The sequence below is a fragment of the Streptomyces sp. DH41 genome, from assembly GCF_029813785.1.
Taxonomy (GTDB): Bacteria; Actinomycetota; Actinomycetes; order Streptomycetales; family Streptomycetaceae; genus Streptomyces.
This window is the reverse complement of record NZ_JARVKY010000001.1, coordinates 353,706-377,620: the sequence shown is the minus strand read 5'-3', so window position 1 is coordinate 377,620 and position 23,915 is coordinate 353,706. Positions and strand designations below refer to the sequence as shown.

Genomic DNA, 23,915 nt, shown 5'->3' with positions numbered 1-23,915 from the left:
GAGGTTCAGCCCCGGGGCTGCCCCCGCTGTCGGCGGCGGCCCGTACCGTTGACGCATGGATCTTCGACTGCCCCGCGCGCGAGGACTGCTTCGGGGGCCGCGGCGGATACTCTCCGCCGCGGCCGTCGTCGTACTCGCCGGCGCCGGGACATGGACGGCCGTCGCCGGCGACGACCCGCCCCCGGTGCACCGCGCCGACCGGATCATGGCCGTGGGTGACGGGGTGCGCCTGGACACCTCCTACTTCACGGCGGGTTCCGGCGACCGCCGCCCGGCCGTCCTGCTCGCGCACGGCTTCGGCGGCAGCAAGGCCGACGTACGGGAGCAGGCCGAGGACCTCGCCCGGGACGGGTACGCGGTGCTGACCTGGTCGGCGCGCGGCTTCGGCAAGTCCACGGGGAAGATCGGGCTGAACGCCCCGGACGGCGAGGTCGCCGACGTGTCCCGGCTGATCGACTGGCTGGCGGAGCGGCCCGAGATCCGGCTGGACGAGAAGGGCGACCCGCGCGTGGGCATGGCCGGCGCCTCCTACGGCGGCGCGGTCGCGCTGCTGGCCGCCGGGCACGACCAGCGGGTCGACGCGATCGCCCCCGCCATCACGTACTGGAACCTCTCGGACGCCCTCTTCCCGAACGGCGTCCTCAAGAAGCTGTGGGCCGGCATCTTCGTCAACCTGGGCGGCGGCTGCGAGCGGTTCGAGGACCAACTCTGCCGCATGTACCAGCGGGTCGCCGAGTCCGGGAAGCCGGACGCCGAGGCCGCGGAACTCCTCGGCCGGCGCAGCCCGCAGGCCGTCGGCGACCGTATCTCCGTCCCCACACTGCTGACGCAGGGCCAGACCGACTCCCTCTTCCCGCTCGACCACGCCGACCGGGCCGCGCGGGCGATCCGAGCCAACGGCGCCCCGGTGGCCGTCGACTGGATCGCGGGCGGCCATGACGGCGGTGACCTCGAGACGGACCGGACCCAGGCCCGCGTCGGGGCGTGGTTCGACCGCTACCTGAAGGACGACGAATCGGCCGGCACCGGCCCCGACTTCCGCGTCAGCCGCACCCTCGGCACCGGAAGCGGCGACGGCGAGCCCCGCCTGGAGGGCGTCGGCGCCGACTCCTACCCCGGCCTGGAGAGCGAGCCGCGCGCCATCGAACTGCGCGGACGCGAGCAGAGCTTCGACAACCCGGCCGGCGCCAGTCCGCCCGCCGTCTCCGCGCTGCCCGGTATCGGCGGCTCGGGCGGACTCTCCCAGCTCTCCTCGCTCGGCATCGGCGTCTCCCTCGAATTCCCCGGCCAGCACGCCGCCTTCGAGTCGGCACCCGTCCGGGAGGACCTCCGCGTCACCGGCTCACCGACCGCGACCGTCCACGTGAAGTCCACCGAGGACGACGCCGTGCTCTTCGCCAAGGTGTACGACGTCGGCCCCGGCGGCACCCAGCCGGTCCTCCCCTCCCAACTCGTCACGCCCGTCCGGGTCGCGGACATCGGGAGCGGCGGCAAGGACGTGAAGATCACCCTTCCGGCCATCGACCACGAGGTGGAGCGCGGCCACCGGCTGCGCCTGGTCCTGTCCTCCACCGACCTCGGCTACGCCTCCCCGGCCGCCCCCGCCACGTACACCGTCTCCCTCAAGGGCGACCTGCGGGTGCCGACGGCCCTCGGCGACACCGGCCCGACGGCCGGACTGCCCGCCTGGGTCTGGTGGGCACCCCTCGCGGGAGCGGCGGTGGCCGCGGCCCTGCTGCTGACCGCCCGCCGCCGCACCACCGCGCCGCCCCCCGACCCGGCGCTGGCCGGCGTACCGCTCCAGATCACGGACCTGACCAAGCGGTACGCCAGGTCCACCGACCGCTACGCCGTCCGGGACCTGTCCTTGAGGGTGGAGCAGGGCCAGGTCCTGGGCCTGCTCGGGCCGAACGGCGCGGGCAAGACCACGACCCTGCGCATGCTGATGGGCCTGATCACACCCGACGGCGGCGAGATCCGCGTCTTCGGCCACGCCATCGCGCCCGGCGCCCCGGTGCTCTCCCGGGTCGGCGCCTTCGTCGAGGGCGCGGGCTTCCTGCCGCACCTGTCCGGCCGCGAGAACCTGGAGCTGTACTGGCGGGCCACCGGCCGCCCGCCCGGGGACGCCCACCTCGACGAGGCCCTGGAGATCGCCGGCCTCGGTGAGGCGCTCGCCCGCGCGGTGCGCACCTACTCCCAGGGCATGCGCCAGCGCCTCGCCATCGCCCAGGCCATGCTGGGCCTGCCCGACCTGCTGATCCTGGACGAGCCGACCAACGGCCTGGACCCGCCGCAGATCCGCGAGATGCGCGAGGTGATGATCCGGTACGCGGCGGCCGGCCGCACGGTGATCGTCTCCAGCCACCTGCTGGCCGAGGTCGAGCAGACCTGTACCCACCTGGTGGTCATGGACCACGGCCGACTGGTGCAGGCCGGCCCGGTCGGCGAGATCGTCGGCTCCGGCGACACCCTGCTGGTGGGCACCCCCGAGCCCGTGGACGCGCCGCTCGTCGAGAAGGTCGCCGCCCTGCCGGGCGTCGCCTCGGCGACCGCCACCGACACAGGCCTGCTGGTCCGGCTCGACGCCGGGGGAACGGCCAGGGACCTGATCGCCGAACTCGTACGCCTGGACGTGCCCGTGGAGTCGGTGGGCCCCCACCGGCGCCTCGAGGACGCCTTCCTCACCCTGATCGGAGAGCCGGCATGAGCAAGTTGGCCGAACGCGCCGCGCCCGCCGGCTCCCACGAGGTCGCCGAGGGCTACCGCGCGGGCCGTACGCTGCCCGTCCGGGTCGAGCTGGTCCGGCAGTTGAAGCGGCGGCGCACGCTCGTCATGGGCGGCATCCTGTTCGCCCTGCCGTTCGTGCTGCTCGTCGCCTTCCGGATCGGCGGCGAGCCGGACGGTGCGGGCAACCAGGTCAGCCTGATGGACTCGGCCACCGCGTCGGGGGCGAACTTCGCCGCGGTGAACCTCTTCGCCTCCGCGGGGTTCCTCCTCGTCGTGCCCGTCGCCCTGTTCTTCGGGGACACGGTCGCCTCGGAGGCGAGCTGGTCGTCCCTGCGCTATCTGCTCGCGGCGCCGGTGCCCCGCGCGCGCCTGCTCTGGTCCAAGCTGGTCGTCGCCCTCGCCCTCAGCCTCGCCGCGATCGTCCTGCTGCCGCTGGTCGCGCTCGCCGTCGGCACGGTCGCCTACGGCTGGGGGCCGCTGGAACTGCCCACCGGCGGCAGCCTGTCCGGCGGCGTCGCGGCCGAGCGCCTGGCCATCACGGTGGCGTACGTCTTCGTCTCGCAACTGGTCACCGCCGCCCTGGCGTTCTGGATCTCCACCAAGACGGACGCCCCGCTCGGCGCGGTCGGCGGCGCGGTCGGCCTGACCATCATCGGCAACGTCCTGGACGAGGTGACCGCCCTCGGCGACTGGCGCGACTTCCTGCCCGCGCACTGGCAGTACGCCTGGCTCGACACCGTCCGCCCCGAGCTGGACTGGACCCGCCTGATCCAGGGCACGTCGCTGTCGGTGACGTACGCGCTGGTGCTGTTCGCCCTGGCCTTCCGGGGGTTCGCCCGCAAGGACGTGGTGTCCTAGGCAGCCCTGAGGCCTGGGGCCGGGGGCTTGAGACCTGGGGCCCCGGGCCCTCGGGATCCCGGGCCCTCGGGGCCCCGGCCTCCGGGCCCCCGGGACTTCGGCCAGGTCACCGGAGGGTCACCCACCGGTCTCGGCGGCCCGTCGCCGTGCCCACTTCGAGACGCACCCGTGACGCCCCGTGCCGCACGTTCCGCCCCACCGCGCCGTCACAGTCACGTACACCGGCGTCAACGGAACCAGGGGGCACGGAAGATGAAGCGGTACCGGACACGAAGGCCGGTCGGCGTGCTGCTCGCGCTCACGGCGGCGGGCGGCCTGCTGCTCACCGGCTGCGACAGCGGGGGCGTCGCGGACCACGGGGCGAAGGACGCCGCGTCCGACTCCCGGGGCGGCTCGGCCCCGCTCCCGGCGCCCGGCCGCCCCCGCGGCCAGGGCGAACAGCGCTACGACGGCGGCACGAGCACCGGTGGGACGAGGGAGCCGGGGGAGACCGGGGACTCCCGCGATGTCGCCCCCGCCCCCGACCACCTCTCCACCTTCGCCCTCGACGTCGACACCGCCTCCTACGGCTACGCCCGCCGCACCCTCTCCGACGGCCGGCTGCCCGACCCCTCGACGGTCCGGCCCGAGGAGTTCGTCAACAGCTTCCGCCAGGACTACGACCGCCCCGACGGCGACGGCTTCACGGTGACCGTGGACGGCGCCCGCACCGACGAGGACGACTGGTCGCTGGTCCGCGTCGGCCTGGCCACGCGGGGTGCCGATCAGGAGGACGAACGCCCGCCCGCCGCCCTGACGTTCGTCATCGACGTCTCCGGGTCCATGGACGAACCCGGCCGGCTCGACCTCGCCAGGGAGTCCCTCGGCACGATGACCGACGAGCTCCGTGACGACGACTCGGTCGCGCTCGTCACCTTCAGCGACGAGGCCGAGACCGTGCTGCCCATGACCCGGCTCGGCGAGGGCCGCGGCCGCGGCCGCGTCCACGACGCGATCGACAGCCTGGAGCCGGCCGAGTCGACCAACCTCGGCGCGGGCGTCGAGACCGGCTACGCCACCGCCGTCGAGGGCCGCCGCGAAGGCGCCACCAACCGCGTCGTCCTCGTCTCCGACGCCCTCGCCAACACCGGCGACACCGACGCGGACGCCATCCTCGAACGCGTCGCGGACGCCCGTCGCGAGCACGGCGTCACCCTCTTCGGCGTCGGCGTCGGCAGCGACTACGGCGACGCCCTGATGGAACGCCTCGCCGACAAGGGCGACGGCCACACCACGTACGTGTCGACCACCGAGGACGCCCGCGAGGTCTTCTGCGAGCAGCTCCCGCGCCACATCGAGCTGACCGCCCGCGACGCCAAGGCGCAGGTCGCCTTCGATCCGGAGACGGTCGCCGAGTTCCGCCTCGTCGGCTACGACAACCGCCGGGTCGCCGACGACGACTTCCGCGACGACCGCGTCGACGGCGGCGAGGTCGGCCCCGGCCACACCGTCACCGCCCTGTACGCCGTCCGCGTCCGGCCCGGCGCCGACGGCCACCTCGCCACGGCCACCGTCCGCTGGCTCGACCCCCGCACCCGGGCCCCGCACGAGGAGTCCGGCGACGTGGAGACCGACGCCCTCGGCGACTCCGTCTGGGACGCGGACCACGGCCTGCGCGTCACGGCGACCGCCGCCTACTTCGCCGACGCGCTGCGCTCCTCGACCGGTGACGCCCACGAAGGCCACGGCGACTACGGCGACCAGGGCCGCTACGGCGACCAGGGCCGCTACGGCGACCAGGGCCGCTACGGCTCCCTGCCGGGGGCGCCCGGCCTCGGTGAACTCGCCGAGCGCGCCGACGCCCTGGCCGGCCGGACGAAGGACGAGGACGTACGGGGGCTGGCCGAGGCGATCGGCACGGCGAACCGGCTGACCTGAGCGCCGTATCGCGGGCGGACCATTGACCTGTGCCTACTCTCAAGTAAGTTTACTCAAGAGTAAGTAAACGTCGACGCACGCGACAGAACGTCACTCCGATCCGCGACCGGGAGCCGTCATGGGCGTACGCAAGGAACTGAAACGGGCGAGGAAGCGCGGCGACCTGGCCTCCCGGGCGAGGACCGAGACCGTCGAGGACGAGCACGGCGCCGTCCGCGAGGCCCGCACCGCGCCCCTCGCACCCCGCCCCACCACGGGCAGCACCGCCGACATCCCGTTCACCAACGCGGCCGAGGCCCCCGACGCGGTGGTCCTGCGCCGCGAGGTGAAAGGGGTTTGGCAGCCCGTCACGGCCGCGGAGTTCGCCCGTGAGGTGACCGCCGTGGCGAAGGGCCTGATCTCCGCCGGGCTGGAACCCGGCGGACGGGTCGCCGTCATGTCCCGCACCCGCTACGAGTGGACGGTCCTGGACTTCGCGATCTGGGCGGCCGGCGGCCAGACCGTCCCCGTCTACGCCACCTCCTCCGCCGACCAGGTCGAGTGGATCGTCCGCGACTCAGGCGCCCGCCACGTCGTCACCGAGACCGCCGCCGACACCGCCACCGTCCTGGCGGGCACCGCCGGCCACCCCGAGCGACCGCGCGCCTGGGAACTCGACGACGGCGCGCTCACCGACCTCACCGCCCTCGGCCTGGGCGTGAGCGACGAGGAGGTCACCAAGCGCCGCACCGCCCTCACCCCCGACACGGTCGCGACGCTCTGCTACACCTCCGGCACCACCGGACGCCCCAAGGGCTGCGTCCTCACCCACGCCAACCTGCACGCCGAGGCCGCCAACACGGTCGAGCTGCTGCACCCGATCTTCAAGGAGGCCACCGGCCAGGCCGCCTCGACCCTCCTCTTCCTCCCGCTCGCCCACATCCTCGGCCGCACGATCCAGATCGCCTGCCTGCTGGCCCGCATCGAGATCGGCCACTTCCCGAGCATCAAGCCGGACGAACTCCGCCCGGCGCTGAAGACGTTCCGCCCGACCTTCCTGGTCGGCGTCCCCTACCTCTTCGAGAAGATCCACGACACGGGCCGGGCGACCGCCGAGAAGATCGGCCGCGGCGCCTCCTTCGAGCGGGCCCACCGCCTCGCCGTCCGCTTCGGCGCCGCGCACCTGGAGCGGTTCCTCGGCCGCGGCAGGGGCCCCGGACCCGTCCTGTGGGCCGGCTGGGCCCTGTACGACCTGCTGGTCTACCGCCGGGTCCGGGACGAGCTCGGCGGCCGGATGCGCTACGCCATCAGCGGCGGCTCCCCGCTCGGGAGCGACCTCAACCTGTTCTTCTACGCCGCCGGAATCATGGTCTACGAGGGCTACGGCCTGACCGAGACCACCGCCGCCGCCACCATCGTGCCGCCTCTGGGGCCCCGCCCCGGCACCGTCGGCACCCCGGTCCCCGGCACCGCCGTGCGCATCGCCGACGACGGCGAGGTGCTCGTCAAGGGCGGGATCGTCTTCGGGGCCTACCGGAACAACCCGGAGGCCACCGACGCGGCCCTCACCGACGGCTGGTTCGCCACCGGCGACCTCGGCTCCCTCGACGCCGACGGCTACCTCACCATCACCGGCCGCAAGAAGGACCTCCTGGTCACCTCCGGCGGCAAGAACGTCTCCCCGGCCGTCCTGGAGGACCGCCTGCGCAGCCGCCCGCCCGTCGCCCAGTGCCTCGTCGTCGGCGACAACCGCCCCTTCGTCGCCGCCCTGATCACCCTCGACCCGGACGCCGTCGCCCACTGGCTGTCGGTCCGGGGGCTGCCCGCCGGCACCCCGATGTCCGAGGTCGTACGGGACGAGCGGATGCGCGCCGACGTCCAGAAGGCCGTCGACCACGCCAACGCGGCCGTCTCACGGGCCGAGTCGATCCGCGCCTTCCGGCTGGTGGAGGGCGAGTTCACCGAGGAGAACGGGCTGCTGACCCCGTCGCTCAAGGTGAAGCGGCACGCGGCGGTGGCGGCGTACGCGGACGAGATCGAGGCGCTGTACGCGCCGGGCCGCTGACCGGGGCGGGCCGTCGACCGGGGCGCGCCGTACGGCCCCGACAGGGTGACAGGCGCGGTCACATCGCACCATGAGGCATTCGAGTGAATTCGCCGGAGTTCGGCGTTTCGTCGTTTCTCCGGTGGTCTATTCCTCGTTGGAAGGCTGCAGGTCATGGTGCGAGCCGTCAAGACTGTGCTCGCGCGGTTTCTGCCGTCATTCAGGCATGGCCGCAAGGAAGGGAAAGTTCATGAGGAAGAGCGCTGCTGTCGTCGCGAGCGCGTTCATGGCCCTCGGCATGGCCACCCCGGCCTTCGCCGACTCGGGTGCCGAGGCCGCCGCGATCGGCTCCCCGGGAGTCCTGTCCGGCAACGTGGTCCAGGTCCCCGTACACATTCCCGTCAACGTGTGCGGCAACAGCATCAACGTCGTGGGTCTGCTGAACGAGGCGGCCGACAACAAGTGCGTGAACGACTGAGGTCGTACTCGCACCAGCCGACCGGCTGCGTCACCGCCGGCCCTGGCCAACTCGGTTGGTCCGGGGTCGGCTTTTCCTCCTTCTGCGCAGTCGTCGTGCAGCCCATCCTTCAGTCATCTCTTCTAGTAGGAAGACAACCAGAGTGCGACAGACCTTGAACAGGGGGATGGTCGCGGCTGCCGCCGCGACGGGCATCCTTACCCTGTGCGGCAGCCCCGCCCTTGCCGACTCGTACGCGGACGCGGTCGCCAAGAACTCGCCGGGCGTCGCGTCCGGCAACACCGTTCAGGCCCCCGTCCACGTGCCGGTGAACGTCTGCGGCAACAGCGCCAACGTGGTCGGCGCGCTCAACCCGGCCGCCGGCAACGAGTGCGCGAACCAGTCGGAGGAGCAGGCCGAGGGATCCAAGTCCCACGACAAGTCCCACGACGAGTCCCACGACGACGGCTCGGGCTACGGCTCGGACGAGGACGGCGGCTACGGCGGGGGATACGGCGACGACGCCGAGGACCCGTCCGGTGCCTACGCCAGCGGTGAAGCCGTGGGCTCACCCGGCGTCGCCTCCGGCAACAACGTCCAGGTGCCGGTCGACGTGCCGGTGAACGTCTGCGGCAACAGCGTCGACGTGGTCGGCGCGCTCAACCCCGCCTACGGCAACGACTGCGAGACGGAGAACACGCCGGGCGGCTACGGCGACGACGAGGAGAAGCCGCCGCCCGCCGAGGAGGAGAAGCCCCCGCCCGCCGAGGAGGAGAAGCCCCCGCCGCCCGACGACGAGGACAAGCACTCGCCGCCCGCCGACGAGGAGTGGACCCCGCCGACCCCGGACGCCGAGCAGCCGCCCGTCCTGGCGGAGACCGGCGACGAGGTCACGGTGGGTGCCGCGGCCGCCGGCACCGCGCTGCTCGCCGGAGGCCTGATCCTGTACCGCCGAGGCCGGGCCGCCTCCCGCCGCTGACGCGCCCTCGCCGCCCCCAGCGCCCCCGGCCGACCTCTTGCGGTCTGCCGGGGGCGTCGGCGTGCCCGGTACATCCGGGCGGGGCGCCGGTCAGTGGCTGCCCGCCCTCTCGTCGTCCGGGCGGTCGGCACGGCCGGAGCGGTCGGCACGGTCCGTGGCGGGAGCGGTCGCCTGGCGGACCACGCGGGCGCGGGCCGGTCCCCCGGAGTCCGGCCGGTCGGTCCTCCGCCGCAGGCGGTGCGGGCCGCGTGTGCCGTGCGGGCCGTGCGAGCGCCACAGGCACCGCAGGCGGTGCAGCAGCCGGTTGGCCACATGCCGCCCCCACAGGGTCCACAGGGCGCGGCCGGGAGCCCGGTCGTCCGAGGCGTGCCAGGCCAGCTCGCGCCCGCCGGGGGCCGGACGCAGGGCGCTCAGCGGCGCGTAGTTCTCCACCACGAACATCCGCCCCGGCCGCGGCGCCCCCTCCGGCAGCGGCCGGTCGGTCAGGTCCAGGTGCAGGGCGCGTACGACGTCCAGCCCGGCGGTGTCGGTGAAGAGCCGGAACTGGGCGCCGGGACGCGGGTTGAAGTCGAGCAGGTGATAGCGGCCCGTCGTACCGCAGCGACGGAAGTCGAGGTCGAAGATGCCCCGGTAGCCCAGCTCTTCGGCGATCCGCTCGGCGAGCGCCCGCACCGGAGGGTTCGGTGTCCAGCGGCCGGCCGCCGTCAGACCGGCGCCACGCGGCCTGGCGCGCGTCTTACGACCGGCGCCGCCCGCCCGGACCGTGCCCGAGCGGTCGGCGTATCCGTGGAAGAACCAGTCGCGGTCCGGCCCCGGCGGCAGGAACGCCTGGAGCAGCAGCCGGCTGCCGGCCTCCTCGGCCCGCCGGTACAGTTCCCCGGCGTCCTGCGCGGAGTGCACCAGCACGGTGCTGCGCAGTCCGCTGCCCGGGGGCACCAGCCAGGGCCGGCTCCACTTGGCCACCACCGGCAGTCCCAGCCGCCGGGCGGCGCGGGCGGCCTCGGCCGGACCGTCCGGGACCAGGGTCTCGGGGTGCGGGATGTCCAGGGACGCGCACACGCCGGCCAGTTCCGCCTTGTCGGCCACGCGCTCGGGCAGTCCGAACGGCAGGTCGGGCAGCAGGAACAAGGGGGCCAGCTCCCCGCGCGTCCGCCCCACCGCGACCGCGCTCGCGTCGTCCATGGGGATCAGTACGGCGGGGCGTGCGATCCGCGCGGCGACGCGGCGCAGGACCACCGTGATGTCGGCGGGCGACGCGCCGGGCGGCGGGGGAGTGTGCAGCCGGCTGACGTACCGGGAGAAGCGGACCGGGCTGTGCGCGCAGTCGGCGACCACGTGCACGTCCGTTCCCGCGCGGCCGAGCGAACGCACGGCACCCAGCGTTCCGTGGTGAAAGGGATTCCGGTCGATCCGCAGCAGTACGGCGGGGACTCGGGTGTCGAACAGCGACACGGGATTCTCTCTTCCAATGGGATTCAGGTCACCGGAGCGGGCGATCAGCGCACTCGAAAGCCGTAGCGGCGGTGGCGTGATGGCATTTCATATGACTGAGTGTCAGTAGCTAATCGGCGAGGAAAGAGGAAAGAGGCCGGCATGGTCGTACGGCAGTCCTGCGTAGCGGCGGCGGCGATCGCGGTGGCCGCGTTCCTGGCCGCCGGTCCCGGTGTCGCCGTCGGTGAACCGGGCACCACCCCGACACCCCCGGCGTCCCCGGCACCTCCGCCCGCCCCCGGCGCCCCGCCGGGCGCCGCCGCGGGAGCGGCCCCGGCCCCGGGAACGGCGCCGGGAGCCGCCGTGGGGTCCACCCCCGCGTTCGGCGCGTACCTGGACTACGGCACCCGCGGCGTGGCCCGGATGGCGCAGCTCAGCCACTGGCTGGGCGGCGCCGACCTGCGCGTGGGCCACACCTACCTGCCCGGTGACCGCTGGAGCAACATCGAGGGCGCCCCCGGTTTCCTCGACGTGTGGGCCGACTGGCGCACCAGCGAGCCCGACCGGATGCTCGTCCTCAACGTGCCCATGATGGAGCGCAACGAGAAGGGCGTCGACGACGACGAGGTGCGCGAGCTGCTGCGTCAGGGCGCCGCCGGACGCTTCGATCACCACTTCAGGGCCCTCGCCGAACGGCTGGTCGAACTGAAAGTGCCGGACACGGTCCTGGTCCTCGGCTGGGAGATGAACGGCGTCACGTACACCCATCGCTGCGGGCCGGACCCGGAGGCCTGGAAGACGTACTGGAACAGGATCGTCACCACCATGCGCGCGGTGCCCGGTCAGAAGTTCCGGTTCGACTTCACCCCGAGTCGCGGCCGGGACGCCGTTCCCTGGACGCGGTGTTATCCGGGGGACGCCACGGTCGACATCATCGGCATGGATTCGTACGACCAGCCACGCGGAATGTCCTTCGACGAACAGGTGAGGGAACCGTACGGACTCCAGGCGCACGTGGATTTCGCCAAGGCCCACGGAAAGCCCATCTCCTATCCGGAATGGGGTCTCTTCCGCAATGGCGACAACGCCGAGTACATGCGGCGCATGCTCGCCTGGATGGACGAGCACAAACCCGTGTACAACACGGTCACCGACTACTGCCCGCACGGCGTGTGGCAGTGCGACGACAACCCCCGGTCCACGGCGGTCTACCGGTCCGTACTGTTCGGCCGCACCGACGAGCCGGACCCGGCGGCGACCGGAAAGCCGGCCACGCCCACCGTGCCCACCGCCCCGCCCGTGCCCACCGCCCCGGCCGTGTCCGCGGTACCGGCCACCGCGACCGAGCCGTCGGCCGACTGCTCGCCGCTGGAGCTCGGCGACTGGGTCGAGTACTGGCTCGGCGGGAAGCTCTGCATGCGCCTCGACTGGTTCTCGCGCGGCGAGTAGCGGCTCGCGGCGACGACGGCGGTGGCCGGGGCGGCGGGGCCGGTCAGGTCCCGCCACCGTCGGGCTCCTTCCGTTCCTCCCGGCGATGCAGCAGCTCCTTGCCCCGCCGGCGCGCGGCGACGTCGCACAGGGCCGCCGCCAGCAGCGGGGCCGTGCGACGGCGGGCCAGCAGCAACCGCTGGTTCCGGGCCGGCTCCGGACGCCAGTGGTGCTTGTACGGCTCGTTGCCCCGCAGCAGGCTCAGCGTGCCGCGCTCCGGGGCGCGGGCGTGCTCCGCGCACGCGGCCAGCAGCATCACCGCCACGTCCGCCTTGCGCTCCCGCAGCCGGGGATGGGCGCCGTACAGGTAGCCGCCCGCCAGCCGCCGCGACAGCAGCGTCACGTCCACGGCCACCACCTCGTCGTCCATCCGGAACTCGGTCACCACCGCGTCCCCGGAACGCACCATCGGCCCCACCGCCCGCACCAGGTGCTCGCGGAACCGGGGACGCAGATGCTCACCGGTCACCTTCCGCCCCTGCCACTGCAGCCGGTGCAGCTCCAGCAGCCGGCTCAGCGCCGCGTCCACCTCACCGGGAAGGACGGCCCGGCTCCCGACCCCGAGCGCCTCCAGCCTGCGCAGCTTGGCGCGCACCCGCTGCTGGGCCTTGGCCGAGGGCAGCCGGGCGACCAGCTCCTCCATGGGGGCCGCGGGCAGCTCCAGACAGAGGGACCCCGGTACCCGGTGCCGGGGTCCGCGCCAGTGGTCGTAGACGCGTTCGGCGGCGGCGCCGGGCCGTACCTCGCGCAGGTCGATCAGCGCGGTACGGGCCGCCGCCGACAGGCCCTCGGTGAGCGCGGCCACCGCGTCCTGGCCGCGCTCGTCGTCCAGCAGGACGTCCCCGTAGTCGGAGATCGCCCCGCCCAGCGGCACCAGCGCCGGCACCGGACACCGTACGAGCGTCAGGGGCGCGGCGGCGACCAGTTCGCGGCCGTCGCGGGCCAGCAGCAGCCGCAGCCGGCCGCGCCCGCCGTACGACCGCCACCACGAGTGCAGCCAGGCGTGGCTCTGGAACGGGGTCGCGGCGGCGCACCGGCGGTACAGCCGCCCCCACTCGGGGGCCAGCTCGGCGAAGCCGCGCTCGTCGGTGACCAGCTCGGTCGTGTACGTCGCCGGGGGCGGGACCGGGGACGACGGCGGGTGCGCGCCCGGATACGGCGTCGGACGCGGCATCGGGTACGTGGTCGAAGACGTCGCCGGGGACGCCGGCGGGTACGTCACAGCTGTCCGCGGACGTCGGCCGCCGAGGCGGGGCCCGGTACGGCGGCCGGTCCCGCCGCCGCGCGGCCGGGCTCCCGCGCGGACCGGCGCGGCCGGACCAGCAGCGCCAGCCCGCCGAGCAGACCGCCCGCGCTCGCCCCCACCAGCCCCGTCACGGTGGACGAGGCCGAGGACGCCTCGGTGGGCTCGGTGGCGCGCGCGAACTGGCGCAGCTCGACGTGGGTGTCGTCGGCGGAGGTCTCCGCGTGCCGGGTCAGCGCGCGGGAGACCGCGTTGGCCATGTCGGCGGCCTCCTCCGGGCGGGAGGAGGTGGCCGACACCGAGACCATCGGCGCGTCCGGCGAGGTCGCCGTGCGGACGCTCTTCTCCAGCGTCGTCACCGGCACGCCCGCCCACATCTGCGCGTCCCCGAGCACCGCGAGCTGCGTGGCGACCCGGCCGTAGGCCTGCGCGAAGCCCAGCGCGGACGCCGGGTCGGACTTGTCGGTGGGGACGGCGACGACGTAACTGGTCGCGGTGTACCGCGGGGTGGTGGCCAGGCCGTAGCCCGCGCCGAGGAGTCCGCCGGCGAGGGCGGTGGCCGCGACCGCGGCCCAGGGCGGAAGGGTCCGGGGTCCGGTCCGGTTGCCGGTCCGGTTCCCGGTTCGGGGCCGCGTCCGGTTCCGGGGCCGGACGCGGTGCAGGGCGGCGCGTACGCGGCCCGGGCGGGTGGGCCGGTCGGCGGGGTTCGCGGCCGCCGGGTCGGCGGCCGGGGGCCGGGTGAGGGACTCGGTCATGCGGGACTCACTCCCTGGGGTGCCGGGGACAACGGGTGCGTGAGGGTGGTCGAGTACACGTCCATCAACTGGGCGGCGCTGCGGGTGACGCAGTAGTGGCGGGCGGCCTCGGGCACGGTGCGCGGGCCGGGGCCCGGACCGGCGGACGCCCGGACCTCGGCGAGGGCGCGGGCGAACTCCTCGTCGCCGCCCGTGACGCGCCGGGCCGTGGGGGCGGCGTCCGGGGGCAGGTCCTCGACGGCCGGGCAGGAGGCGTAGAGCACCGGCAGCCCGGAGGCGAGGCCCTCCACGGCCGCCAGGCCGAAGGCCTCCTCCGGCGACGGAGAGGCGAGCACGTCCATCGCGGAGGTGAGCGACGGCAGGTCGGGGCCGGGGGAGCCGTCGGTGACGTAGGGGCGTTCGCCGGTGAGCAGGACCCGGTCGGCGACCTGGGCCTCGCGGGCGGTGCGGCGCAGGACGTGCTCCTCGGGGCCGCCGCCGACCAGCAGCAGCCAGCAGTCGTCCGGCAGCCGGGCCAGGGCCCGGACCAGGACGTCGAACCGCTTGCCCGCGGTCAGCCGGCCGATGCCGCCGACGACGTACGCGCCGTCCGGCAGGCCGAGGCGGCTGCGGGTGCGCAGGCGGGCGACCGGGTCGAAGCGGAAGCGGGCCAGGTCGATGCCGTTGGGGACGACCTCGATGCGGGGCGCGGGCACCCCCCAGCGCCGCAGCCGGTCGGCGACGGTGGGGGAGACGGCGACCGTGGCGCTGCCCAGCCGCTCCCCGGCCAGATACAGGGCGCGGACGCCCCGGGTGAGCGGGCGGCCCTCCATCTGGGAGTCGCCGAGGGAGTGTTCGGTGGCGACGACGGCGCGGACGCCGGCCAGGCGCGCGGCGAGACGGCCGTAGAGGCAGGCGCGGTAGAGGTGGGTGTGCACGAGGTCGTAGCCGCCGGTGCGGATGAGCCGGGTCAGCCGGGGCAGGACGCCCAGGTCGCGGTTGCCGGTCATGGCCAGGTGGACGACCTTGACGCCGTCGGCCAGCAGTCCGTCGGCGACCGCGCCCGGGTTGGTGAGCGTCACGACGTCGCAGTCGACGGGGAGGTGGCGCAGGAGCAGCCGCAGTTGCTGTTCGGCGCCGCCCACGCCGAGGCCGGTGATGATGTGCAGGGCCTTCACCTCACACCCCCGTGGCCCGGCGGCGCAGACGGTGCAGCCGGGTCTTCAGCAGCAGGCGCACGGCGGTGTCCCGCTGCCCGACGTGCACGCGGGGCAGGGCGTACGGGCCGGTCAGGGGGCCGGGGTCGATCGCGCAGGCGTAGGCGTATCCGGCGGCCCGTACGGCGTCGGCGGCGCGGGCGTCGACCGTGCCGTACGGGTAGCAGAAGCCGGTGACCGGAGCACTGGTCAACTCCGAGAGCAGTGTTCTGCTTTCGAGGGTCTCGGCCGTCAGCGCGGCATCGTCCGCCTTCGTCAGGTCGACGTGGGTGAGCCCGTGCGAGCCGATCTCGATGCCCTCGGCGGCGGCGTGCCGGATGCCGTCGGCGGTCAGCAGCGGCTTGCGCGGGCCCAGCGGGTCCCACGCGTTGTCGCCACCGAGCCGGCCCGGCAGCACGAAGAGGGTCGCCCCGCAGCCCCAGTGGCGCAGGCGTGGCAGCGCGTGCTCGACGAAGTCGGCGTACCCGTCGTCGAAGGTCAGCCCCACCAGACCGCGGCCCTCGCCGCGGGCCCGGGCGGCCAGCAACTCGGCGACCGACACCCCGCGCAGTCCCCGCCGCCGCAGCCAGCCGAGCTGCGCGTCCAGCCGGCCGGGCGTGACCGTGACGCGGTACGGGTCGTCCGAGCAGTCGCCGACGGAGTGGTACATCGCCACCCAGGGGGCGGTGGCCGGACGTGGGCGGTCTTCGGGGCCGGCGTGGACTCCGGGGCTCCTGTGGACTCCGGGGCTCCCGTGGACTCCGGGGCGGGTGCGGACGCCGGTGGGCGCGCGGACGCCGGCGCGTGTGCGGGCGTCAACGGGATCGCCGGAGGAGGGACCGGAAGCGGGGACGGGGACGGGGGCGGGGGCGGGGGCGGGGGAGTGTGCGGGGACGGAAGCTGAAGCGGCCATGCGGGAGCCTTCGTGTGACGGAGGAGCGGACGTGATCGAGGGCCGGCGCGACGCCTTGGACGCGCAGGACCCGGCCGAGCAGGACAAAGACGCCGACGACGGTCGCCGCACCGGCGGCGAGTGAGATGGCGAGGGAGGCGTGGGAGACGGTGAGGGAGGCGTGGGAGACGGTGAGGGAGGCGCGGGAGGCGGCGGGCACGGTGAACCGGTCCGCGACCAGGGCTCCCGCGACGGTCGCCACGCCGGCCGCCGCCACCGGCCGGCCCAGGTCGCCCAGGACGCGCCGGACGCGCACCGGGACGCTGCGCGGGCCCATCCCGGCGAGCAGCAGGGCGGCGGTGACGGTGATGCCGGCGGCGTTGGCGGCGGCGATGCCGCTCACGCCCCACGGGCCGACCGCGCACGCGCCGGCACCGGCGGTGACGGCGAGCCCGACGGCCATCGCGCCGAGCGGGTACCAGCTGCCACGGCCCGCCGAGAAGTAGGAGCGGGCCAGCGCGCCCACCACGGTCTGGCCGAGCAGCCCGAGGGCGTACACGCGCATGACGCTCGCGGTCGCCGCCGTGTCGGCCGCCGTGAAGGCGCCGCGCTGGAAGAGGAGCCCGGCCATCTGCGGCGCGCAGGCGACGACCGTGGCCGCGCCCAGCAGTACCAGGCAGGCCGCCAGTGCCACATCCCGCTCGACGCGGTCGCGGGCCCGTTCGGTGTCGCCGTCGGCCATGGCCCTGGCCACCACCGGGAAGGTGACCGTGCACAGCATCAGCGACAGCGTCATCGGGATCTGGGCCACCTTCTGCGCGTAGTTCAGGTGCGAGATGGCGCCGGAGGGGAGCCCGGAGGCGAGGAAGCGTTCGATGAGGACCTGGGACTGGCGGCACAGCGCGAAGAGCAGGACGGTGGTGAACAGGGCGAGGGCCAGGGGGCGCGCCCGGTCCTCGACGGCCGACGGCCGCTCGCCGTCGTCCCGGCGGCGCAGCTGACGCAGCAGCGACGGCAGTTGCGCCGCCACCATCAGGAAGCCGCCCACCGCGACCCCGACCGCCGCCGAGCGCACCCCCCAACGGTCGCCGAGCACGTACATCGCGGTGATGATGCCGGTGTTGTAGGCGACGTAGATCGCCGCGGGCGCCAGGAACCGGCGGTGCGCCCGCAGGGCCGCGCTGCAGTACCCGGCCAGCCCGAAGCTCACGACACAGGTGGCGGTGAGCCGGGTGCAGTCCACGGCGAGCCCATGGTCGGGCAGCCCCGGCGCCAGGGCCCGCACCAACCGCGGGGCGCATACGACGACCAGCGCGCCGACCGCGACGAAGGCCGGCGCCAGCCGGGGCAGGGTCGAGGCGACCAGGTCGCGGACCGGGTCGCCGGGGGCGCCCCGCGCGCGGCGGGCCAGGGCCAGGCTGAACATCGGGACCAGCGCGAAGGCCAGCCCGTCCTCGATCAGCAGCGTCGCCGCGAACTCCGGCACCGTCCACGCCACCAGGAAGGCGTCCGTCTCGCTGCCGGCCCCGAACAGCCGGGCCAGCGCCTGGTCCCGCGCCAGCCCGAGCACCGACCCGGCCACCGACAGCACGGCGGTGACCAGCGCGGCCCGGGCGAGGAAGCCACCTGAGGAACGGGCCTCGGCTGTGGTCGCGGCGTCGGTCGCCGTTGCCGTTGCCGTCGCCGTTGCCGTCGCGGTCGCGGTCGCGGTCGCGGTGCCGGCGCCCGTGCCCGTGCCCGTGTCCGTGTCCGGCGCGACGGGCCGGGCCGGCGGCACGGAAGCCTCGCCCGCCGCACGGAGCGGGGTCGCCTTCACCGGACGGGTCCCTCCTCCGAGCGGGAGCCGGAGCCGGACCCGGACCTGGAACCGGACTCGGCCCCGGGCTCGGGTTCGGGCCCGGTACCGGCAACAGGCTCGGCCCCCGCCTCAGGCTCGGCACCGGCACCGGCACCGGCACCGGCACCGGACCCAGACCCGGCACTGGATCCGGCACCGGACTCAGGCTCGCCCCCGGCCTCAGGCCCGGCCCCGGCACCGGCAAGGGCCCCGTTCCCGGCCCCGCCCCCGAGCGCCCACCACGCCGCCAGCCCGAAGCACACCGCCGTCAGCACGGTCGAGGGCCCGCCGATGTCGGCGTACGCGAAGTCGGTCAGCTGCCACACCAGCAGCCCGCAGGCGACCAGCGCGCAGTCCGCGCGGTCCGGCCCGGACCCGCCCCGCGAACGCCGTGCCGCACGGAGCCCGCGCAACCCCAGCACGAGCAGCGCCAGCCAGCTGCCCGCCAGCGCGAGCAGCCCGATCAGCCCCTGCTCGGCCAGGACCAGCAGGTACATGTTGTGCGGGGACAGCAGCGGCTGCTTGCGGTATCCGGCACCGGCGCCGTCGGTCTCGCTCCCCGAGGACAGCGCCAACGAGGCGTGTCCGTCCCGGTGTTCGGGGAAGCCCTTCAGGCCCACACCGGTCAGCGGACGTTCGCGCCACATGCCGGCCGCCGCCGCCCACATCGTGTAGCGGTCGGTCACCGACTGGTCGGGGGAGTCCGTGACCCGCGTGATGCTGCCGACCCGCTCCTGGAGCATCGCCGTACCGACTCCGAACCCGCCCACCAGCACCACTCCCGCCGCGACCACGGCCGCCCCCACCGCCAGCGCCCGGCGCACCCCGGCGAGCAGCAGCTGCGCCGCGCACGTCACCGCCGTGGCGATCCACGCCCCGCGGCTGAACGACAGGGCGAGCGGCAGCAGCAGGGCGAGCACGCACCCGGCGGCGAACAGCCGGTGCCGCACCGGCGTCCGGCCCAGCGCCAGACCGACCGCGCAGACCAGCCCCAGGGAGACCACGGTCGCCATCCCCATCACGTCCTGCGCCCCGAAGGTGCCCACGGCCCGGATCGGCTCGCCCTGGTACGAGGCGCCGGTCGCGGTGACGTACTGGTGGACGCCGACCGCCCCCTGCCACACCGCCAGCCCCACCATCGACCAGGCGAGCAGCCGTACGTCGTCCCGGCCGCGGATCAGCAGCAGCACGGCGGCGGGAACGAGGACGAAGACCTGGAGGTAGCGGCCGAGCCCGGTGAGCCCGGCCTCCGGCGACACCGCGCCCATGGCGGCCACCGCCAGTCCGAGCACGGGCAGACCCAGCACCACGGCCGCCGTACGGGACAGAGGGCGCCGTCGGTCCCGTACCAGGCGCAGGGCGCAGTACAGCACCGCCAGCGCGGAGACCACGTCGGCCGGGTGCGCGCCGCCCCCGCCGTCCGGTGCGACCGGCAGGGCGAGCAGCGCGACGACCGCGACCACGGCCAGCACGGGCGGCAGCCGCCGTACGCGCGGGGCGGACCACGGGGGCAGGGTCTGGGACACCTCGCTCAGCTCCCGGTGGGGCGCACGAGCGCGACGGCCGTGCGCAGCAGGATGCAGACGTCCTGCCACAACGACCAGTCGTCGATGTAGGCGTTGTCGAAGCGGGCCCGGTCCTCGATGGAGGTGTCGCCGCGCAGCCCGTTGATCTGGGCCAGGCCCGTGATGCCGGCCGGCATCCGGTGGCGGGCGGCGTAACCGGGGTGGGTCCGGCTGAACTGCGCCACGAAGTAGGGCCGTTCGGGGCGGGGTCCGACCAGGCTCATGTCGCCCCGGAAGACGTTCCACAGCTGGAGCAGTTCGTCGAGGGACGTGCGGCGCAGGAAGCGGCAGAACCACGGCATCCGCCGCTCGTCCGCCACGCTCCACCGGGTCGCCGACTCGTGCTCGTCGGCAGGGCGGTAGGTGCGGAACTTCAGCAGCGTGAACGGCCTGCCGTCCTTGCCGACGCGCTCCTGCCGGAAGAGTACGCCGGGCCCGCCGATGACCCTCAGCAGCGTGGCGCAGACCAGCAGCAGCGGGCTCAGCAGCACCAGCAGCGTCCCGGACACCGTCACGTCCAGCACCCGCTTGCCGGCGCCGCCCGACCGCCGCGCCACCGGCTCCGGACGCCGGCAGGGGAACCCGGCGATCCGGTCCCGGCCGCCCGCGTTCCCGGGAGTGACCGGGGCGTCCGCGTCGACGGGGGTGTCGGCGTCGACCTCCCACACCACGCAGCCGGACTCGGCCAGCGCCCGCAGCAGCGGCCCCTGCCGGGTCCGTACCGACGGGTCGACGGTCAGTACGTCCCGTACGCCGTTCTGCACGACCGCCCGCCGCACCTCCTCTCCCGTGGTCAGCGCGGGCAGGCCGGTGGCGCCGCCCGGGTCGTCGGTGACGATGCCGACGGGGCGGACCCCGCAGCCCGGGTGGCGCAGCACCGCCGAGGCCACGCGCTGCGCGGTCGCGGCCGGACCGACGACGAGCGCCGCGCGCGGACGGCTGAGCAGCGCGGCGTGGCGCCGACGGTGTACGACGCCCCGGCCGGCGCAGCCCGTCGCCGCGTGCAGCAGGAAGCCGAGGAGCAGCGTGCGGGCGGACAGCGCGTGCGACGGGGCGTACGCCGCGACGAGCGCCGCCAGCGCCAGCCAGAGCACCGCGATCCGGCCGCACAGGGCGGGCAGGTCGTCCAGCACACCCGGCAGCCGTCGGCGCGGCCGCGGACGCGGCAGCAGCGCGGCGGCGACCAGCAGGGTGGCGAGCAGCGGTTGGTGCGGGGTACCGGCCAGGGCCAGCGAGCCCGGCAGCGCGGCGGCCGCGCCGTCCGCGACGAGCAGCGGCAGAGGGGAGTCCGACCGTGACGAGCCCGGCCGCGCGGAGCCAGGCTGTGAGGAGTCCGGTCGTGGGGCGGGGCGCCCGGTGGGCAGCCCGGGACCCGTGGTGCCGGCGCGCGGCGCCAGCACCGAGACGGGGAAGGAGGAGCCGAGGTCGTGCGGCTGGCCGGCGGGGTTGGGGACGGTGCTTTCCGCGGTCACGGGTGCGTGGACTCCCTGTACTCGATGGGCACGACGGACGACCGGCCCACGGCTGCCGTCCGGTCGCCGGAGGGGCGGGGCTCCGCGGGTGCCGGCCCGCGGCCGGGGAGGGGGCGCGGTCCGGTCGACCGCCCGTCGTGAAGAAGGGCGCGGTACACCGCCGTGACGGCGCCGGCCGTGAGCCGTACGTCGCGTGTGGACAGGACGTGCGCGCGCCCCCGGCGGCCGAGCGACGCGCGCAGCGGAACGTCGAGCAGGAGACCGGTGACGGCGTCGGCCAGCGCCGCCGGGTCCTGTGGCGGCACCAGGCAGTGCCGTACGAGAGCGGGTGGCAGGCCCTCGCGGGCGCCGTCCACGTCGGTCACCACCACGGGCCGCCCGCAGGCCATCGCCTCCAGCGGTGCCAGCGCCATGCCTTCCCAGCGCGAGGGCAGGACGACCAGATCGGCGGCCCGGTACCAGGGGGCGGCGTCGGCGACGGCGCCCGCGAACAGCACGGACGCCGGGGCGTGTGCGCCGTGCGTACGCTGCGTACCGTGCGAGCCGTGCGTACGGTGCGAACCGTGCGCACCGGAGCGGCGCGGGGCCAGTATGCCGTCGCCGAGGAAGCCGTACGCCGAGGCACGTGCGGTGAGTCGGGCGTGCTCCGGGCCGTCGCCGACCAGTACCAGTCGAGCACCCGGCACGCGCGCGAGGACGGACTCCCACGCCGCCAGCAGGACGTCCTGCCCCTTCTGCCGGCACAGCCGTCCCACGCAGACCACCAGCGGAGTGTGCGGGCCGGCGCCGGCCCGCAGCCGTACCGTGGCCGCGTTATCCGGGTTGTCCGCGTCGTCGAAGCGGTCGAGGTCGATGCCGTTCGGGATCACGGCCCATCGCGCGTGCACTCCGGCCCGCGTCCCCCGCAGCCGCTCCGCCTCGCTCACACACACCGTCCGTGCCGCCCACCGGGCTCCCCACCGCTCCCAGCCGCGCGCGAGGGCCGCGGCGGGTCCTCCGACGGCCTCGAACGACCAGGCGTGCGGCTGGAACACGGTCGGAACACGCCCCCGCACGGCGAGCCGCCCGGCGAGACCGGCCTTCGCGCTGTGCGCGTGCACCAGGTCGGGCCGTACGTCCGCGATCACGCGCGCGAGCCGCCGGACCTCCGGCACCAGCCCGGGGCCCGGTGACCGCGTCGCCGGCCAGTGCCGCACGTCGGCGCCCAGCGAGCGGAGTTCGCCCGCGAGGACCCCGCCGGGACAGGCGACCGTGACGTGCAGTCCGGCGGCGAGCTGAGCCCGCGCCAGGTCCGTCACGACCCGGGCGACCCCGCCGTCCACCGGCTGGGTGACGTGGAGAACCCGTGGCGCTGAGTCGGTCGGTGGCAGGTGCATACGCGTTCCTCGCTCGCTCACGGAAAATGCTCGGGACGGGCGGGAGGGCGTCTCGCGGCAGAGCGGCTCACCGCAGGGCGCCGGCCGGGAAGCGGCGCATGCCGCGTCCCGCGGGGGAAACGAGCCGGGAGACCCTGCGGACCACCACCGCGTTCGGAGCTCCCGGGGAGTGCCCTTGGCCGATGTCCCGCAGTGGTGCACAGGGATGCGTCGGATGGTGTGGGACTCTAGCCGCTATCCGTACCAATCCGGCGAAACCGGGCAAGTGTGTTGGATTGGTGAAGGTCGCTCTCCCGTGAGACCACTCGTTCGGCGGCACAACCCGTGTGGGTGGCACGCGTTGACACTGAGCCGGGCACCCGCCCGGATGTTCGTGTCGATCCCAAGGAGCACCTCCCCATGTCGCGTATCGCGAAGGGCCTGGCCCTGACCTCCGCCGCCGCCGCCGCGGCCGCGGGCACCACGGGTGTCGCCGTCGCCGACAGCGGCGCGCAGGCCGTCGCCGCCCATTCCCCGGGTGTCCTCTCGGGCAACGTGCTGCAGGTTCCGGTGCACGTCCCGGTCAACGTCTGCGGCAACACGATCGACATCGTCGGCCTGCTGAACCCGGCGTTCGGCAACGAGTGCGAGAACGACTGACGTCGGCTCGAGAGCCCCGCACCGGCCGTCCGTGCCGCGGTTCCCCGCGAACGGGCGGCCGGTGTGCGTCGTATGCGGACGGTTGCCGCACGGACGGCGGTGTGCTGCCCCGAATGGGGGGTCTGCGTGCCGACACGGCGTGCGGACCTTGACAGGGCGTCTCACCAGGTAGGACGCCGGTGCGGGGAAGGGCGGGACGATGCGCCGGGTCACCGCTCGGTTGCAGAGCGCCATGGGCGCTTTCACGGTGGGCACAAGATCCGACGCACCACCGAAAGGAACCCCCCATGCGTCTGCCCGCACGGCGAATCGCCACCTCCGCTCTCTGCGCCGGCCTGCTGATCGGCCTTTCCGGTCCGGCGGTGATGGCGGCCGATGGCGAATCGGCCAGGGAACGCACCCACGCGGCGTCCCACGCACCCCTGCCCGACGCCGCGGAACTGCAGAGCCAGGTCGGCAGTCTGGCCGGCCTGGGCGGAGTGCTCACGCCGGTCACCGACCTGCTCAGCGCCGTACTCGGGGCCGACAACGGCCGCCTGACCACCGAGGAGGCGGACAAGCTCGCCGCCGCCGCCAAGGACGCCCTCGCCAAGGCCGAAGCCGCGGACGCGGACGCCGACGACGCGGTGACCGCGCCGGGCACGACCACGCCCGGCACCACGACCCCCGGCACGACCACCCCGGCGCAGCCGCCGGTCGTGACCGCGCCGGAGGCCGAGACGCCGGTCACGCTGCCGGCGCCCGTCGTGGCGCAGAGCGACGACGGCACCACGGCCGCGACCGAGGCGGCTGCCGACCTGGCCGCCGCCGCGCAAGCCGCCCTGCAGGTGCGCATCGACGCCCTGGTCGAGGCCACCACCTCCGGTACCGCAGGGCAGGTGAGCCCGGCCGTCGAGGACGTGGTGACCGGCGTGGTCAACGTCGTCGCCGCCACGCTGGTCGGTGGCGGGCTGCCCGCCGCCGACCTGGCCGGGCTGCCCGCGCTGCCGAGCACGCCGGAAGCCGCCACGCCGGAAGCCGCCACGCCGGCGAACCCCTCCTGACGCCCCACGGCGTTCCGGGCCGTCGCGCCATCCCTTCC

General features: G+C 74.9%; 18 protein-coding genes. 9 read left to right on the top strand and 9 right to left on the bottom strand.

Features of this window, described 5'->3' with window-relative positions; genetic code table 11:
- Positions 1 to 55: 55 nt before the first annotated feature.
- From QC283_RS01615 to QC283_RS01590, 6 genes are all read left to right on the top strand, one after another.
- The gene (locus QC283_RS01615; protein WP_279559471.1) at positions 56 to 2,707 is read left to right on the top strand and encodes a CocE/NonD family hydrolase; all 2,652 of its coding nucleotides are present in this window, start codon (positions 56 to 58) and stop codon (positions 2,705 to 2,707) included.
- Positions 2,704 to 3,585, top strand: coding sequence for an ABC transporter permease (locus QC283_RS01610; RefSeq protein ID WP_279559470.1), 882 nt, complete (start codon positions 2,704 to 2,706; stop codon positions 3,583 to 3,585). Before QC283_RS01615 ends, QC283_RS01610 begins: the two co-directional genes overlap by 4 nt.
- A 252-nt stretch (positions 3,586 to 3,837) precedes the next feature.
- On the top strand, positions 3,838 to 5,502 hold the full coding sequence (locus QC283_RS01605) for a vWA domain-containing protein (protein ID WP_279559469.1): 1,665 nt from the start codon (positions 3,838 to 3,840) through the stop codon (positions 5,500 to 5,502).
- Positions 5,503 to 5,620: 118 nt separating this feature from the next.
- Positions 5,621 to 7,546, top strand: coding sequence for an AMP-dependent synthetase/ligase (locus QC283_RS01600; RefSeq protein WP_279559468.1), 1,926 nt, complete (start codon positions 5,621 to 5,623; stop codon positions 7,544 to 7,546).
- A gap of 229 nt (positions 7,547 to 7,775) precedes the next feature.
- Complete coding sequence (locus QC283_RS01595) at positions 7,776 to 8,003, top strand: chaplin (protein ID WP_279559467.1); 228 nt, start codon at positions 7,776 to 7,778, stop codon at positions 8,001 to 8,003.
- A 142-nt stretch (positions 8,004 to 8,145) separates the two neighbouring features.
- Entirely contained in the window at positions 8,146 to 8,961 is an 816-nt protein-coding gene (locus tag QC283_RS01590; protein ID WP_279559466.1) for a chaplin, read from the top strand.
- A 90-nt stretch (positions 8,962 to 9,051) separates the two neighbouring features.
- On the opposite strand, the gene QC283_RS01585 is transcribed toward QC283_RS01590, so the two are convergent.
- Entirely contained in the window at positions 9,052 to 10,413 is a 1,362-nt protein-coding gene (locus QC283_RS01585) for a carboxylate--amine ligase (protein WP_279559465.1), read from the bottom strand.
- 141 nt (positions 10,414 to 10,554) lie between these two features.
- Here QC283_RS01585 and QC283_RS01580 point away from each other — a divergent pair, with 141 nt between their 5' ends.
- A complete protein-coding gene (locus QC283_RS01580) occupies positions 10,555 to 11,841 on the top strand; it encodes a glycoside hydrolase family 26 protein (RefSeq protein ID WP_279559464.1) in 1,287 nt (428 codons plus the stop codon).
- Positions 11,842 to 11,884: 43 nt separating this feature from the next.
- On the opposite strand, the gene QC283_RS01575 is transcribed toward QC283_RS01580, so the two are convergent.
- The 8 genes from QC283_RS01575 to QC283_RS01540 all read right to left on the bottom strand — a co-directional run bounded on the left by QC283_RS01575 (position 11,885) and on the right by QC283_RS01540 (position 22,195).
- Complete coding sequence (locus QC283_RS01575; RefSeq protein ID WP_279559463.1) at positions 11,885 to 13,054, bottom strand: GNAT family N-acetyltransferase; 1,170 nt, start codon at positions 13,052 to 13,054, stop codon at positions 11,885 to 11,887.
- Positions 13,055 to 13,098: 44 nt separating this feature from the next.
- Positions 13,099 to 13,878, bottom strand: a complete 780-nt coding sequence (locus QC283_RS01570) for a lipopolysaccharide biosynthesis protein (RefSeq protein WP_279559462.1) — start codon at positions 13,876 to 13,878, stop codon at positions 13,099 to 13,101.
- A complete protein-coding gene (locus QC283_RS01565; protein ID WP_279559461.1) occupies positions 13,875 to 15,035 on the bottom strand; it encodes a glycosyltransferase in 1,161 nt (386 codons plus the stop codon). The genes QC283_RS01570 and QC283_RS01565 overlap by 4 nt, the downstream gene beginning before the upstream one ends.
- A gap of 1 nt (position 15,036) precedes the next feature.
- Complete coding sequence (locus QC283_RS01560; protein ID WP_279559762.1) at positions 15,037 to 15,723, bottom strand: polysaccharide deacetylase family protein; 687 nt, start codon at positions 15,721 to 15,723, stop codon at positions 15,037 to 15,039.
- Between the two features lie 145 nt (positions 15,724 to 15,868).
- Positions 15,869 to 17,761 carry a murein biosynthesis integral membrane protein MurJ gene (gene murJ / locus QC283_RS01555; RefSeq protein ID WP_279559460.1) on the bottom strand — a complete coding sequence of 631 codons (1,893 nt, stop codon included), beginning with the start codon at positions 17,759 to 17,761 and terminating at the stop codon, positions 15,869 to 15,871.
- On the bottom strand, positions 17,758 to 19,308 hold the full coding sequence (locus QC283_RS01550) for an O-antigen ligase family protein (protein ID WP_279559459.1): 1,551 nt from the start codon (positions 19,306 to 19,308) through the stop codon (positions 17,758 to 17,760). The genes murJ and QC283_RS01550 overlap by 4 nt, the downstream gene beginning before the upstream one ends.
- 5 nt (positions 19,309 to 19,313) lie before the next feature.
- Positions 19,314 to 20,819, bottom strand: a complete 1,506-nt coding sequence (locus QC283_RS01545) for an exopolysaccharide biosynthesis polyprenyl glycosylphosphotransferase (RefSeq protein ID WP_279559458.1) — start codon at positions 20,817 to 20,819, stop codon at positions 19,314 to 19,316.
- Positions 20,816 to 22,195, bottom strand: a complete 1,380-nt coding sequence (locus QC283_RS01540; protein WP_279559457.1) for a glycosyltransferase — start codon at positions 22,193 to 22,195, stop codon at positions 20,816 to 20,818. Before QC283_RS01540 ends, QC283_RS01545 begins: the two co-directional genes overlap by 4 nt.
- 399 nt (positions 22,196 to 22,594) lie before the next feature.
- On the opposite strand from QC283_RS01540, the gene chpG reads away from it, so the two are divergent.
- Positions 22,595 to 22,834 carry a chaplin ChpG gene (gene chpG / locus QC283_RS01535; protein ID WP_279559456.1) on the top strand — a complete coding sequence of 80 codons (240 nt, stop codon included), beginning with the start codon at positions 22,595 to 22,597 and terminating at the stop codon, positions 22,832 to 22,834.
- Between the two features lie 287 nt (positions 22,835 to 23,121).
- On the top strand, positions 23,122 to 23,877 hold the full coding sequence (locus QC283_RS01530) for a hypothetical protein (protein WP_279559455.1): 756 nt from the start codon (positions 23,122 to 23,124) through the stop codon (positions 23,875 to 23,877).
- Positions 23,878 to 23,915: the final 38 nt, after the last annotated feature.